Below are 14,526 nucleotides of genomic sequence, written 5' to 3'. Positions count from 1 at the left end.
GCATCAGGATGTCGAACCTTTCGCGATTGAAAGAAATTCGGCTGCGCGTGCCGTTGTTGCGCGTCCATGATAGGCCGAGGATGCCGACAATACGTTCCGCAAATCACGACGATGCGGGAATTTTTACAAAAAAACGCGAAGGCACCCGGTCGATTTCATTAAAATGCGCTGTCACGTCGCGGGAACGGATCGCCGCGCGGCGGGGTCTGTCGACGTGACAGTCGCATCACGATGCACCCACTCTGATTCATTCGCCTGCATTTCCGCATGCGTCCGAGGGCGCCACGTACGCCCGCCATTCCGACATGCCAATTATCAAACGACCGCCTTCTTCTTCCGACCGGAACGAACCCCACTACACGCTGCGCCGTTCACCGTCCGGAGCCTATTACCCCGATGACGACGATCGCGACGACGACCACCGCGCACAGCGCAGCGGCGGCGGCGGAGGGGGCCGTCGCACGTTCGGCTCGCGCGTCGTGCTGTGGTTCGCCGGCCTGTTCGCGACGCTGGCGATCGTCGGTGCGCTGATCGTCGGCTACGCGCTGGTCGTGATGGCGCCGCAACTGCCGTCGCTCGATGCGCTGACCAACTACCAGCCGAAGGTGCCGCTGCGCGTGTTCACGGCAGATCATGTGCTGATCGGCGAGTTCGGCGAGGAGCGCCGCAGCCTCGTGCGCTTCCAGGACATTCCCGACGTGATGAAGAAGGCCGTGCTCGCGATCGAGGACTACCGCTTCTACGAGCACGGCGGCGTCGACTTCGTCGGCATCCTGCGGGCGGGCGTCGCCGACCTGATGCACGGCGGCGCGCGCCAGGGCGCAAGCACGATCACGATGCAGGTCGCGCGCAACTTCTTCCTGTCGAGCGAAAAAACCTACACGCGCAAGATCTACGAGATGCTGCTCGCGTACAAGATCGAGAAGGCCCTGACGAAGGACCAGATCCTCGAGCTGTACATGAACCAGATCTATCTCGGCCAGCGCGCGTACGGCTTCGCGGCCGCCGCGCGCGTGTACTTCGGCAAGGACCTGAAGGACATCACGCTCGCGGAAGCGGCGATGCTTGCAGGGCTGCCGAAGGCGCCGTCCGCGTATAACCCGGTCGTCAATCCGAAGCGCGCGAAGGTGCGCCAGGAATACATCCTGAAGCGCATGCTCGAGGTCGGCTACATCACGCAGCCGCAGTACGACGAGGCCGTGAAGGAAGAGATCCACGTGCGTACGCCGGGCAACCAGTACGCGGTGCATGGCGAATACGTCGCCGAGATGGTGCGGCAGATGATGTACCAGCAGTACAAGGACGAAACCTACACGCGCGGGCTGACCGTCACCACGACGATCAATTCGGCCGACCAGGAAGCCGCGTACCAGGCCGTGCGTCGCGGCATTCTCGACTACGAGCGCCGCCACGGCTATCGCGGGCCGGAAGCGTCGATCAACCTGCCCGCGGCCGGCGACGACCGCGACGAGGCGATCGACGACGCGCTCGCCGATCACCCGGACAACGGCGACCTGCAGTCGGCGGTCGTGCTGTCGGCCGCGCCGAACGCGGTCGAGATTCAGTTCGTCGGCGGCGCGACGACGACGATCGGCCCGGCCGGGCTGCGCTTCGTGTCGGGCGCGCTTGGGCCCCGCGCGAACAACGCGCTGCGCATCAAGCCGGGCTCGATCGTGCGCGTGCTGAAGGACGGCAAGGCGGGCTGGCAGGTCGTGCAGTTGCCGCAGGTCGAAGGCGCGCTTGTCGCGATCGCGCCGCAGGACGGTGCGATCCGCTCGCTCGTCGGCGGCTTCGACTTCAACAAAAGCAAGTTCAATCACGTGACGCAGGCATGGCGGCAGCCGGGCTCGTCGTTCAAGCCGTTCATCTACTCGGCCTCGCTCGACAAGGGTCTCGGGCCGGCGACGATGATCAACGATGCGCCGCTGTACTTCCCGCCGAGCGTGCCGGGCGGCACCGCGTGGGAGCCGAAGGACGACGACCAGCCGGATGGCCCGATGACGATGCGCACCGGCCTGCAGCGTTCGAAGAACCTCGTGTCGATCCGGATCCTCGCATCGATCGGCACGCAGTATGCGCAGCAGTACGTGACGCAGCGTTTCGGCTTCGATCCCGCGAAGACGCCGCCTTACCTGCCGATGGCGCTCGGCGCGGGCCTCGTGACGCCGTTGCAGCTCGCGACCGGCTACGCGGTGTTCGCGAACGGCGGCTACAAGGTCGATCCGTACCTGATCGCCGAAGTCGACGACGCGCGCGGCCAGCCGCTGCAGAAGTCGCAGCCCGTGATCGCGGGCAGCACGGCGCCGCGCACGATCGAAGGCCGCAACGCGTACGTGATGAACAGCCTGCTGCATTCGGTCGCGACGGCCGGCACGGGCGCAGGCACCAACGCGCTGGGCCGCAGCGACCTCCAGGGCAAGACGGGTACGACGAACGACGCGAAGGACGGCTGGTTCGCCGGCTATCAGCAGTCGCTCGTCGCGGTCGCGTGGATGGGCTTCGACCAGCCGAAGAGCCTCGGCAGCCGCGAATTCGGCGCGCAGCTCGCGTTGCCGATCTGGGTGAATTACATGCGTACCGCGCTGAACGGCGTGCCGGAGCAGCAGATGCCGATGTCGGACGGCCTGACGTCGATCGACGGCGAGCTGTACTACGCCGATCGCACGCCGGGCAACGGCTTCGTCGCGAACGTCGACATCAACCCGGCCGAGAATGCGATCAGTGCGAACGACGCGCTCGGCTCGGCCGGCGCGGCAGGGCTCGCGCCGCCGCCGGTTACGGCGCAGGAGAAGCAGCAGATCATGGACATGTTCGAGAACAAGTAAGCGGTACGCCGCTGTCCCGGCATGCGACGGGCGCCTTCAGGCGCCCGTTTTTTTGCGCGTCGACGACAGCGGGAGATACGGAGTCAGAACGATGCGCAGGCCGGCACGAGCGTGATGCCGACCGACTCTTGATGGAACCGCTCCGCGTACGCGTGTCGGACCGCCGCGAGCCGCGCGCGCGTGTCGGGCGTATCGTCGGCGATGATACGGATCACGAAGCTGTTTTCGCGCGTGATCCCGCCGGTCGCGCGATCGCGCCACTGGCCGTGCGTGTCCCAGTAGGTGAGGCCAGCGGGGAAACGCGGCGTGACCGTGTCGGCGAAGAATGCCGCGCGTTCCGCATCGGTGACGGGGCCGCGCCCGGCGATGTCGCGCCCGAACAGCAGGTCGGCCTGCAGCATGCGGCTCGCGCCCGGCTGCGTGCAGGCCGGTTGCGCGCCGACGACGGGCGAGGGCGGTGCGGCGCAACCGGCGAGCAGCGTGATCGCCGCGACGCAGACCAGTGGCAGCGCGCGGCGGCGCCACGTCGCAGCCGGTGCGAGCAGCGGCCGCATCTGCCCATTTCGCGTCGATCGGCCTTCGCGCGCGCAAAACGCTGCGCGCTCAACCACTTGCGTGCTTGTCCGGCGGGTTATCAACAGGGCTGTCAACATAATCTGGGGATAACCCTAGGTTGATCCGTTGACGCCCGGGGCGGGGTCAGGGCTGCAATTTCGCGTGCGCGAGATGCATGCCGAGCGTGGCGGGGTCGGTATTCGTGCCCGACAGCAGCACGCCGACGCGCTTGCCCTGCAGCGTTTCGCGCAGCGGGCCGAGCAGCGCGGCGAGCGCGGCCGCACACGCCGGTTCGACCGACAGTTTCAGGTGAGAGAACAGGAACAGCATCGCGGTGCGCAGCGCGTCGTCGGACACGGTGACGATGCGGTCGATGTGGCGCCGGCACAGCTGGTAGCTGTATTCCTCGGTATGCGGCGCCATCAGCGAATCGGCGATCGTCTGCATCGCGCTCATCTTGATCGTGTGATTCGCCGCGAAGCTGCGGCTCATCGCGTCGGCGCCTTCCGGTTCGACGCCGTACACGTGCACGCGCGGATTCGCGAGCCGCAGCGCGGTCGCCATGCCGGCCGCGAGCCCGCCACCGCCGATCGGCACGATCACCGCGTCGAGGTCGGGTGTCTGCGTCGCCCATTCGTAGCCGAGCGTGGCGGTGCCGAGTATCGTGTGATAGCCGTTGAACGGATGGATGAAGAAGCGGCCTTCCTCGGCCTCGATCCGTCGCACGAGATCGAACGCCTGCGACGCGCTGCCCGCGAGCACGACTTCCGCGCGGTACTGCTTGCACTGCGCGATGCGCGTCGGGCTTGCGGTATGGAACATCACGACCTTCGCGCTGCTGCCGAGCCGCATCGCCGCATACGCGACGGCCGCCGCGTGATTGCCGGCCGACACGCAGGTGACGCCGACGTTCTTGCGTGCCTCGTCGAGTGCGAGCAGGTTCGTGAATGCGCCGCGCGCCTTGAAGCTGCCGCTCGCCTGCAGCAGCTCGAACTTGAAGTTGACGTGCGTGCCCTCGAGGGACGGCAGGTCGGCGCGTTCGAACACGGGCGTGCGCGCGACCCAGGGCGACAACGCGAAATGCTGCGCGGCGATTTCGTCGAGCGTCGGAATCGGCTCGCCGTCGATCGTCGTATGGGCGTTGCCGTATTGTTCAGTCGACATGACGTGGCGGGTGGCGGAGTGGGCCGGCCCGCACACGCGGGCCGGCGTGGCGGGAGGCAGTCAGTGCGCGTCGACCGACATGCTGCGGATGAACTTGCGCAGGAACTGCTCGCAGCCGGCGAGCTGCGCGAGCTCGACATATTCGTTCGGCTTGTGCGCCTGCTCGATGTTGCCGGGCCCGCATACGACGCTCGGGATGCCCGCGCGTTCGAACAGGCCGGCCTCGGTGCCGTACGCGACCTTGCGCTTGTCCTGGTCGGCCGTCAGCGCGCGCACGAGCTGCGTGATCGCGGCCTGTTCGGTCGCGTCGAGCCCCGGCGCCGCGGCGATCTTCGAGAACTCGATCGCGGCATTCGGATGCTCGCGGCGCATCTGCGGCAGCAGCGTTTCCTGCGCATACGCTTCGATGCGCGTGAAGATCTGCTCGGGATCGAGCGTCGGCAGGTTGCGGAATTCGAAGTCGAACCGGCATTCGGCCGGCACCGTGTTGATCGCGTTGCCGCCCTGGATCGTGCTGGTTTGCGCGGTCGTGAACGGCACGTCGTACAGCGCATCGAACGGGCCTTCGGCGCGGAAGCGGTCTGCGAGGTCGCGGATGTGGCAGATGAGGCGCGCCGCATACTCGATCGCGTTCAGCCCCTTCGGCGTCAGCGACGAATGCGCCGCATGGCCGCGCACGCAGCAGCGGTACGCGTTGATGCCCTTGTGCGCGATGATCGGCCGCATGCTGGTCGGCTCGCCGACGATGCAGCCGGACGGTTGCACGCCGCGCTTGACGAGATCGGCGATCATCAGCGGCGCGCCCGCGCAGCCGATTTCCTCGTCGTAGGACAGTGCGAAATGGATCGGCTTCGCGAGCTTCGTCGCCTGCATCTCGGGCAACAGTGCGAGCGCCGTGCCGATGAAGCCTTTCATGTCGCAGGTGCCGCGGCCGTACAGGCGGCCATCGCGGATTTCCGGCGCGAACGGGTTGCTGTCCCATTGCTGGCCGTCGACCGGTACGACGTCGGTGTGCCCCGACAGCACGATGCCGCCGTTCGTCGAGCCGTCGTGCGCGGGCACGGTCGCGAACAGGTTCGCCCAGCCTTCGCGCGGATCGTGCGTGATCGTCGATGCGATGCCCTTCGCGGCGAGCGCGTCGCGCACCGTTTCGATCAGGCCGAGATTCGGCACGCGGCTCGTCGTGTCCATCGACACCAGTTGCTTGATCCAGGGCAGGCTGACGAGCGATGCGTCGCCTGGGGCGGCGGCGGACGGCGCCGTCGCGTCGAGAGTGGACATGGCAAAACTCCGTCTGATGAATGGGAAAATCATACTCAAAAACGCGTCGGCCCGCCTTCGCCGGGCGCGGTGCGGTGCAGCATCGCCGCGGCCGTCAGCGCGCCGCGGCCGCCGCTCCTTGCTTCGGGCCGAGCGCGCGCAGCGTTTCCTTGATCGTCGACACGCGGATCGCGAGATCGGGCGAGCGCGTTTCGATGCGCAGCTTGTCCTGGCCCGCGAGCTTGATATGCCGGTGCTTCTGCACCATCTCGATGATCCGCATCGGATCGATCGGCGGATTCGGCTCGAACTGCAGCCCGATCGCGGCCTCGCTCGCGTCGATCTTCACGATCCCGAGCGGCTTCGCGGCGATGCGCAGCCGGTGCGTCTCGACGAGCGCGTGCGCCTGCGGCGGCAGCTTGCCGAAGCGGTCGATCAGCTCCTCCTGGATGCCGTCGATCGCGTCACCATGCTCGCAGTTCGCGAGCCGCTTGTACAGCGACAGCCGCTCCTGCACGTCCGCGCAGTAGTCGGCCGGCAGGATCGCGGGCGCATGCAGGTTGATTTCCGTCGTCGCGGCGAGCGGTGCGGTGAGGTCGGGCTCCTTGCCGTTCTTCAGCGCCTTCACCGCGTCGTTCAGCATGTCCGTATAGAGCTGGAAGCCGATCTCGTGGATCTCGCCCGACTGCTTGTCGCCGAGTACTTCGCCCGTGCCGCGGATCTCGAGGTCGTGCATCGCGAGATAGAAGCCCGAGCCGAGTTCCTCCATCTGCTGGATCGCCTCGAGCCGGCGCTGCGCCTGCTTGGTCAGCGCCTGCGGATCGTGGACCAGCAGGTACGCATAGGCCTGGTGATGCGAGCGGCCGACGCGGCCGCGCAGCTGGTGGAGCTGCGCGAGGCCGAACTTGTCCGAGCGATGCATGATGATCGTGTTCGCGCTCGGCACGTCGATGCCGGTCTCGATGATGGTCGTGCACAGCAGCACGTTCGCGCGCTGCGCGACGAAATCGCGCATCACGCGTTCGAGTTCGCGTTCGTGCATCTGGCCGTGCGCGATCACGATGCGCGCTTCGGGCACGAGCGCCTCGAGCATCGCCTTGCGGTTCTCGATCGTCTCGACCTCGTTGTGCAGGAAATATACCTGGCCACCGCGTTTCAGCTCGCGCAGCATCGCCTCGCGAATCACGCTTTCTTCCTCGCGGCGCACGAAGGTCTTGATCGCGAGCCGCTTCTGCGGCGCGGTCGCGATCACCGAGAAATCGCGCAGCCCTTCGAGCGCCATGCCGAGCGTGCGCGGGATCGGCGTCGCGGTGAGCGTCAGCACGTCGACTTCCGCGCGCAGCGCCTTCAGCGCTTCCTTCTGGCGCACGCCGAAGCGGTGTTCCTCGTCGATGATCACGAGGCCGAGGCGCTTGAACTGCACGTCCGACGACAGCAGCTTGTGCGTGCCGATCACGATGTCGACCGTGCCTTCGTTGATCTGCGCGATCGCCGCGTTGATTTCCTTCGTGGTCTTGAAGCGCGACAGCTCGACGATCCGCACCGGCCAGTCCGCGAAGCGGTCGGCGAAGGTCTGCGTGTGCTGCTCGGCGAGCAGCGTCGTTGGCGACAGCAGCGCGACCTGCTTGCCGCCCAGCACGGCGATGAATGCGGCGCGCAGCGCGACCTCGGTCTTGCCGAAGCCGACGTCGCCGCACACGAGGCGGTCCATCGGCTTGCCGCTCGTCATGTCGCCGATCACGGCCGCGATCGCCGCGGCCTGGTCGGGGGTTTCCTCGAAGCCGAAGCTTTCCGCGAATTTCACGTAGTCGCGCGGGTCGAGCGCGAACGCGTGGCCTTCGCGGGCCGCACGGCGCGCGTACAGGTTCAGCAGCTCGGCGGCCGTGTCGCGGATCTGCTGCGCGGCCTTGCGCTTTGCGCGCTCCCACTGGCCGGAACCGAGCGCGTGCAGCGGTGCGCTGTCGGGATCGGCGCCGCTGTAGCGCGAGATCACGTGCAATTGCGCGACCGGCACATAGAGCTTGCTGTCGCCCGAGTATTCGAGATGCAGGAATTCGGTCTCGCCTTCGCCAAGATCCATCGACACGAGGCCCATGTAGCGGCCGATGCCGTGCTGCGCATGGACGACCGGGTCGCCGACCTTCAACTCCGACAGGTCGCGCACCATCGCGTCGACGTTGCTGGCCTGCTCCTGCCGGCGGCGGCCCGCGCGGCGGCCGAGCGCGCCGTACAGCTCGGTTTCGGTGACGATCGCGTAGCCTTCGCTCGGCACCGCGAAGCCGTTCGCGAGCGGCGCGACGCCGAGCGCGAAGTGTTCGTCGCTCGCGAGCCAGCCCGCGAAGTGGTCGTTCGACGCGGGGCGCAGGTGATGTTCGGCGAGCAATTGCAGAATCGTCTCGCGGCGGCCGGCCGATTCGACGGTCAGCAGCACGCGCCTGGCCGACGATTCGATGAACGCGCGCAGCGAAGCGAGCGGATCGTCCGAATGGCGGTCGACGGTGAGCTCGGGCAGCGCCGTCGCCCAGCCGCCGGCCGGTTGCGCGGGCAGCACGACGCGCGCGAACGGCTTCGAGAACGCGAAGAAATCCTCGTCGGACAGAAACAGGCGCTGCGGCTCGAGGATCGGCCGCTCGCGATCGTGAGACAGGAACGCGTGGCGCTGCTTCGTATCGGCCGTGAAGCGGCGGATCGATGCGTCGAGATCGCCGGCGAACACGAGGTGCGCGTCCTGCGGCAGGTAGTGGAACAGCGTGGCCGTTTCGTCGAAGAAGAGCGGCAGGTAATACTCGATGCCGGCCGACGGCACGCCGTTGCCGATGTCCTTGTAGATCGGCGCGCGGCTCGGGTCGCCTTCGAACGTCTCGCGCCAGCGGCTGCGGAAGGCCGTGCGCGCGGCTTCGTCGAACGGAAACTCGCGCCCGGGCAGCAGCCGCACGTCGCGCACCGGGTACAGGCTGCGCTGCGTGTCGGGGTCGAACGCGCGGATCGAGTCGACCTGGTCGTCGAACAGGTCGATCCGGTACGGCAGCGGCGAGCCCATCGGGTACAGGTCGATCAGCGAGCCGCGCACGCAGTATTCGCCGGGCCGCACGACCTGGCTCACGTGCTCGTAGCCGGCCAGCGTGAGCTGCGCCTTCAGTTTCGCTTCGTCGAGCCGCTCGCCCTGCGCGAACGCGAACGTATAGGCGGCCATGAACGACGCGGGCGGCATCCGGTACAGCGCGGTGGTCGCGGGCACGAGCAGGATGTCGCAGCGGCCCTCGCCGAGATCGTGCAGTGTCGCGAGACGCTCGGACACGAGGTCCTGGTGCGGCGAGAACGTGTCGTACGGCAGCGTTTCCCAGTCCGGCAGCAGGCGCACGCGCGCATCGGGCGAGAAGTAGCGGATTTCCTGCGAGAGCCGCTGTGCGTCGACCGCGTTCGCGCAGATCACCGCGAGGAGCGGCACCTCCTGGCGGTTGTCGGCGAGATAACGGGCGATGGCGAGCGCGTCGGCGGAACCGTGCACGCCGTCGAAGGCGAAACGCTGGCCGGGCTTGACGCGGGCAACGGGCGAGGCGGACGAGGTAGAAGCGTTATCTGGCATAGGGACGACAGGGGTGGCGTGCACGGGCGCATCGTGGTGCGCCGGTCGAGACGAAAGACCTATTATAAAATCTGCTTCTCGATTTCATCTTTCCGGCGTTTCCCTTCGTGACTCCCCGACTTTTTGCCCTGATTCCCTGTGCCGGCACCGGCAGCCGTTCCGGCTCGGCCGTGCCGAAGCAATACCGTACGCTCGCCGGGCGCGCGCTGCTGCACTACACGCTCGCCGCGTTCGACGCATGCAGCGAATTTGCGCAGACGCTCGTCGTCCTCGCGCCCGACGATTCCCATTTCGACGCACGCCGCTTCGCGGGCCTGCGCTTCGCGGTGCGCCGCTGCGGCGGCGGCTCGCGGCAGGCGTCGGTGCTGAACGGGCTGCTCGAGCTGACCGAATTCGGCGCGACCGACCACGACTGGGTGCTCGTGCACGACGCCGCGCGCCCGGGCATCACGCCGGAGCTGATCCGCACGCTCGTCGCGACGCTGAAGGACGACCCGGTCGGCGGCATCGTCGCGCTGCCGGTTGCCGATACGCTCAAGCGCGTGCCGGCCGGCGGCGACGCGATCGCGCGCACCGAGTCGCGCGACGCGCTGTGGCAGGCGCAGACGCCGCAGATGTTCCGCATCGGCATGCTGCGCGAGGCGATCCTGCGCGCGCAGCGCGAAGGGCACGACCTGACCGACGAAGCGAGCGCGATCGAATGGGCGGGCCACACGCCGCGCGTCGTGCAGGGCAGCCTGCGCAACTTCAAGGTCACGTACCCGGAAGATTTCGCGCTCGCGGAAGCGATTCTCGCACGCCCTGCGGGCGCTTCCTGACTTTCACCCCATCTCAATCGGAACACGCATGGATTTCAGAATCGGACAAGGCTACGACGTGCACCAGCTCGTCCCGGGGCGCCCCCTCATCATCGGCGGCGTGACGATTCCGTACGAGCGCGGCCTGCTCGGCCACTCGGACGCGGACGTGCTGCTGCACGCGATCACCGACGCGCTGTTCGGTGCGGCGGCGCTCGGCGATATCGGTCGCCATTTCTCCGATACGGACGCGGCGTTCAAGGGCGCGGACAGCCGCGTGCTGCTGCGCGAGTGCGTCGTACGCGTCAAGGCGGCCGGCTTCACGATCCAGAACATCGACAGCACCGTGATCGCGCAGGCGCCGAAGCTCGCGCCGCATATCGACGGGATGCGCGCGAACATCGCGGCCGATCTCGAGCTGCCGCTCGACCGCGTGAACGTGAAGGCGAAGACCAACGAGAAGCTCGGTTATCTCGGCCGCGGCGAGGGGATCGAGGCGCAGGCCGCCGCGCTGCTGGTCAGGCAGGGCGGCTGACGCCCGGCCATTGCGGAGCCGGGTTTGCTCCGCGCTGCGGAAATGAAAAATGCCACGCACCCGAGTGGCATTTTCGTTTCGGGCGGCCGCCGGCCCGGCATGGCTGCCGGCCGTGCGGCGCAACCGCTTATTCGCCTTCGGCGGCGATCACCTGCGCGGCGGCGTTGATCACCGACGCGATGCGGCCGACGTCGCGCAGCTGCGTGACGGTCATCCCTTGCTCGTTCTTCAGCAGCGCATAGTGCGACTTCACGCAGAAGTGGCACTTGCCGACGATCGACGCGGCGAGCGCGTACATCTCGAACTTGCGCTTGTCGACGCCACCGTGCGTCGCATACGCGCCCATCCGCAGCTCGGCGCGCTGCGTCTTCAGGTCGGCGTCGTCGGCCATCTCGACATACGGATACCAGGTGTTGTTCATCCCCATCAGCGCGGCCGCCGTCAGCACGGCGTTCGTCTCTTCGGGCGACAGCACGCCGGCTTCGCGGATCGTCTTCACGAGCACCGTGCTCTTCGCCGCGATCGCCGCCGCCAGCGCGACACCGACCGCGTCGGTGCCTTCGAGCGACGAGCGCGCGATCGTGCCGTCGAGGTTCAGGCGAATGTCCTTCGCATAGTCGGGAATACGTGCCTTAATCGAGTCGATGAATTCCATTGATATCTCCTATGGGTTGGCCGTTAAAAAAGCCCGCAGGCAGGACATGCGCCGCGGGCTTCGTGCATCGATGCGCTTACAGCGTTGCGCCGCCGACTGCACGGTTGCACGGGCACAGTTCGTCCGTTTGCAGGCCGTCCAGAATGCGCAGGACTTCTGCCGGGCTGCGGCCGACGTTCAGGTTGTTCACCGAAACGTGCTGGATCGTGTTGTCCGGATCGATGATGAACGTTGCACGCAGGGCCACGCCGGCTTCCTTGTCGCGCACGCCGAGCTGGTCGATCAGCTCGCCCTTGACGTCGCCGAACGCGTAGTGGTTCAGCTTGTCGAGGTCCTTGTGCTCACGGCGCCATGCGAGCTTGACGAATTCGTTGTCCGAGCTGCCGCCGAGCAGGATGGCGTCGCGCTCTTCGAACTGCTTCGTGAGCTTCGCGAACTCGACGATTTCCGTCGGGCACACGAACGTGAAATCCTTCGGATAGAAGTAGATGATCTTCCACTTGCCCGGGAACGACGCTTCGGTGACGGTCTCGAACGCCGACTGGCCGTTTTCCTCGTGATTGTTGAAGCCCGGCTTCGCGGCTACGACGGTGAAAGCTTCGAGTTTATCGCCCACGGTTTTCATGCGGATACTCCTGTATGAGTTGGGAAGAGGACTGAGTCAAGCTACCTCGGTGCTGCAACGATGATGTGACAGCATGGGGAAAACTATAACACTATTAGCAACGTACTTCAATAGATTTTAGCTAACGATCTTCATAGTTTTTTTCAACCGGATCGATAGTGTGAAGCGCAGGAAGCGCGCGCGAGCGCGTCACGCAGTCGCACGCGCCTTGCCGGTGCCGGGGAATTCGACCGTGACTTCGAGGCCCGCTTCGGGGTTGCGGTTGCGCAGGCGCAGCGCGCCGCGATAGCGGCCGACGAGGCGCAGCACGATCGCCATCCCGAGACCCGTGCCGTCCGCCTTGGTGCGCGCGGTGTCGACGCGGTAGAACGGCCGCATCACGAGCGGCAGTTGATCCTCGGGGATGCCGGGGCCTTCGTCGCTCACCGACAGCTCGACGCGCGCGTGCGACACGCGCGTCTCGAGCGTGATGCGCGAGATGCCGTCCTGCTTGCTCTGGCCGTACTTGCGCGCGTTCTCGACGAGGTTGCCGATCACGCGGCGCATGTCGGTCTCGTCGGCTTCGATGATCGCGCTCGGCGCGAGCCGCGTGCGGATCTCGACGCCGTCCTCGCCCGACGCGCGCGCGGCGACTTCCTGCACGATCGACGACAGGTCGACGGGCTCGGGTTTGCGTTGCGACGGGCGCGCGTAGTCGATGAAGGCCGCGATGATGCGGTCCATCTGCTCGATGTCGTCGACCATCGCGTCCTTGGTCGCCTGGTCGGACGGGCTCATCTCGGTTTCGAGGCGCAGCCGCGCGAGCGGCGTACGCAGGTCGTGCGAGATGCCCGCGAGCATCAGCGCGCGGTCGGCCTCGAGCTGTTCGAGGTCGCGCACCATCTGGTTGAAGCTGCGGTTGGTATCGGCCGCGACGCCCATCCCGCGCTCGGGCAGCGGATCGGGCGCCTGGCCCGAACCGACCTGGCGAGCGGCGAGCGCCAGCCGCGAGAACGGCCGGTTGACCAGGCTCGTGATGAACGCGGAGCCGAATAGTGACAGCGCGAGCGCGAACAGCCCCCAGCCGGCCCATTGCAGGCCCGTGACGTTGTCGAGCTGGTCGCGGTCGAGCGCGACCCAGTAATCGTCGTCGTCGATCTTGAAGCTGATCCACACGCCGGGAATGTCGTTGACCGACTGCGCGATCACGGTATCGTCGCCGAGGCGGCTGCGGATGTCGTGCTCGATCAGGCGGTTCAGCGATTCGTCGGGCTGCAGCTTGAACTTGTCGGTTTTCTCGCGCGGGTAGACGCGCACGCCCTCATTGCTCTCGAGATCCTGCAGCAGCGCGCGCCGCAGATCGGGATCGGAGTAGAGCAGGGCGGTGCGCGTGAGCTTCACGATCGCGACGAGCTGCAGCGCGACGCGCTGCGCACGCGGCTCGCGCTCGATCACGCGAAAGCTCTGGAACCACGCGGCGAGACTGACCGAGATCAGCAGCGCGATCAGCAGGAAGGTGCGCCAGAACAGCCCGCCGAACGCGAGCTGAAGGAGGCGCCGGTCGATACGCATGGGACGGGCCGTGGGCGGGCGAAACCGGAAAGGAAAAAGATCAGGCGGCGCCGTCCGGGATGAACACGTAGCCGAGGCCCCAGACGGTCTGGATGAAGCGCGGGCTGCCCGGATCCGGTTCGATCAGCTTGCGCAGGCGCGAGATCTGCACGTCGAGGCTGCGGTCGAACACTTCGTATTCACGGCCGCGCGCGAGTTCCATCAACTTTTCACGCGACAGCGGCTGGCGCGGATGACGCGCGAACACCTTCAGCACCGAGAATTCGCCGGTCGTCAGCGGAATTTCCTGGCCGGACTTCGTCAGCGTGCGCGTTGCGAGGTTCAGCGAGAATTCGCCGAACTCGAACACCTCGGTGGTTTCCGACGGCGCGCCCGGCAGTTCGGCCGGCGCCTGGCGGCGCAGCACCGCATGAATGCGCGCGACGAGCTCGCGCGGGTTGAACGGCTTCGGCAGGTAATCGTCGGCGCCCATCTCGAGGCCGACGATGCGATCGACGTCCTCGCCCTTCGCGGTGAGCATGATGATCGGCGTGCGGTCGTTGCTGCCGCGCAGGCGACGGCAGATCGACAGGCCGTCTTCGCCCGGCAGCATCAGGTCGAGCACGAGCAGGTCGAAACGCTCGCGTACCCAGAGCTTGTTCATCGCGGTCGCGTTTTCCGCGACATAGACGTTGAAACCTTGCTCGCCGAGATAGCGGCGCAGCAGATCGCGCAGGCGCGGGTCGTCGTCGACGACGAGAATCTTGGAGGGGTTTTTCGTTTCCATGATCGGCATCTTATCGCGAATGGGAAATCACGCACGGTCGCGCATTTTAGTGCGTTACAGTCGGTTACAAAATTTACCCCGAGTGTCGCGCCGAGTAAAGGCAGGCTATAGAGATTCCTTTACTCGAAACCGAAATTCGGTGGATACTCGCTGCACTCCATCTTTCATCTTTGTACACCCGAATTCCGCAGGGTTTTTCAAGTACCA

The 14,526-nt window shown here is 66.6% G+C and carries 11 protein-coding genes; 3 read left to right on the top strand and 8 right to left on the bottom strand.

The window, feature by feature from the left end:
* The first annotated feature begins 305 nt into the window (after positions 1-305).
* The gene (locus tag CUJ89_RS10830) at positions 306-2,825 is read left to right on the top strand and encodes a penicillin-binding protein 1A (RefSeq protein ID WP_114177323.1); all 2,520 of its coding nucleotides are present in this window, start codon (positions 306-308) and stop codon (positions 2,823-2,825) included.
* A gap of 83 nt (positions 2,826-2,908) precedes the next feature.
* On the opposite strand, the gene CUJ89_RS10825 is transcribed toward CUJ89_RS10830, so the two are convergent.
* The 4 genes from CUJ89_RS10825 to mfd all read right to left on the bottom strand — a co-directional run bounded on the left by CUJ89_RS10825 (position 2,909) and on the right by mfd (position 9,390).
* The gene (locus CUJ89_RS10825) at positions 2,909-3,379 is read right to left on the bottom strand and encodes a DUF3574 domain-containing protein (RefSeq protein ID WP_236654884.1); all 471 of its coding nucleotides are present in this window, start codon (positions 3,377-3,379) and stop codon (positions 2,909-2,911) included.
* Positions 3,380-3,524: 145 nt separating this feature from the next.
* Complete coding sequence (locus CUJ89_RS10820; RefSeq protein WP_114177321.1) at positions 3,525-4,544, bottom strand: threonine/serine dehydratase; 1,020 nt, start codon at positions 4,542-4,544, stop codon at positions 3,525-3,527.
* 60 nt (positions 4,545-4,604) lie between these two features.
* Positions 4,605-5,825, bottom strand: a complete 1,221-nt coding sequence (argE, locus tag CUJ89_RS10815; RefSeq protein WP_114177320.1) for an acetylornithine deacetylase — start codon at positions 5,823-5,825, stop codon at positions 4,605-4,607.
* 94 nt (positions 5,826-5,919) lie between these two features.
* Entirely contained in the window at positions 5,920-9,390 is a 3,471-nt protein-coding gene (mfd, locus tag CUJ89_RS10810; RefSeq protein ID WP_114177319.1) for a transcription-repair coupling factor, read from the bottom strand.
* Positions 9,391-9,497: 107 nt separating this feature from the next.
* Between mfd and ispD the strand changes: the two genes are divergently transcribed.
* Positions 9,498-10,208, top strand: a complete 711-nt coding sequence (gene ispD / locus CUJ89_RS10805; protein WP_114177318.1) for a 2-C-methyl-D-erythritol 4-phosphate cytidylyltransferase — start codon at positions 9,498-9,500, stop codon at positions 10,206-10,208.
* A 28-nt stretch (positions 10,209-10,236) separates the two neighbouring features.
* A complete protein-coding gene (gene ispF, locus CUJ89_RS10800) occupies positions 10,237-10,722 on the top strand; it encodes a 2-C-methyl-D-erythritol 2,4-cyclodiphosphate synthase (protein ID WP_114177317.1) in 486 nt (161 codons plus the stop codon).
* A 127-nt stretch (positions 10,723-10,849) separates the two neighbouring features.
* On the opposite strand, the gene CUJ89_RS10795 is transcribed toward ispF, so the two are convergent.
* From CUJ89_RS10795 to ompR, 4 genes are all read right to left on the bottom strand, one after another.
* On the bottom strand, positions 10,850-11,377 hold the full coding sequence (locus CUJ89_RS10795; RefSeq protein WP_114177316.1) for a carboxymuconolactone decarboxylase family protein: 528 nt from the start codon (positions 11,375-11,377) through the stop codon (positions 10,850-10,852).
* A gap of 76 nt (positions 11,378-11,453) precedes the next feature.
* Positions 11,454-12,002 carry a peroxiredoxin gene (locus tag CUJ89_RS10790; RefSeq protein ID WP_114177315.1) on the bottom strand — a complete coding sequence of 183 codons (549 nt, stop codon included), beginning with the start codon at positions 12,000-12,002 and terminating at the stop codon, positions 11,454-11,456.
* A 189-nt stretch (positions 12,003-12,191) separates the two neighbouring features.
* Positions 12,192-13,553, bottom strand: a complete 1,362-nt coding sequence (locus CUJ89_RS10785) for an ATP-binding protein (protein ID WP_114177314.1) — start codon at positions 13,551-13,553, stop codon at positions 12,192-12,194.
* A 40-nt stretch (positions 13,554-13,593) separates the two neighbouring features.
* Positions 13,594-14,328 (bottom strand): two-component system response regulator OmpR, encoded by a 735-nt coding sequence (gene ompR, locus CUJ89_RS10780; protein WP_006478565.1) that lies wholly within the window; start codon positions 14,326-14,328, stop codon positions 13,594-13,596.
* Between the last annotated feature and the right edge of the window lie 198 nt (positions 14,329-14,526).

The organism is Burkholderia pyrrocinia (assembly GCF_003330765.1).
GTDB classification, from domain to species: domain Bacteria; phylum Pseudomonadota; class Gammaproteobacteria; order Burkholderiales; family Burkholderiaceae; genus Burkholderia; species Burkholderia pyrrocinia_B.
Note: the sequence above shows the minus strand (reverse complement) of the source record. Positions and strands in the feature narration are given on the sequence as shown.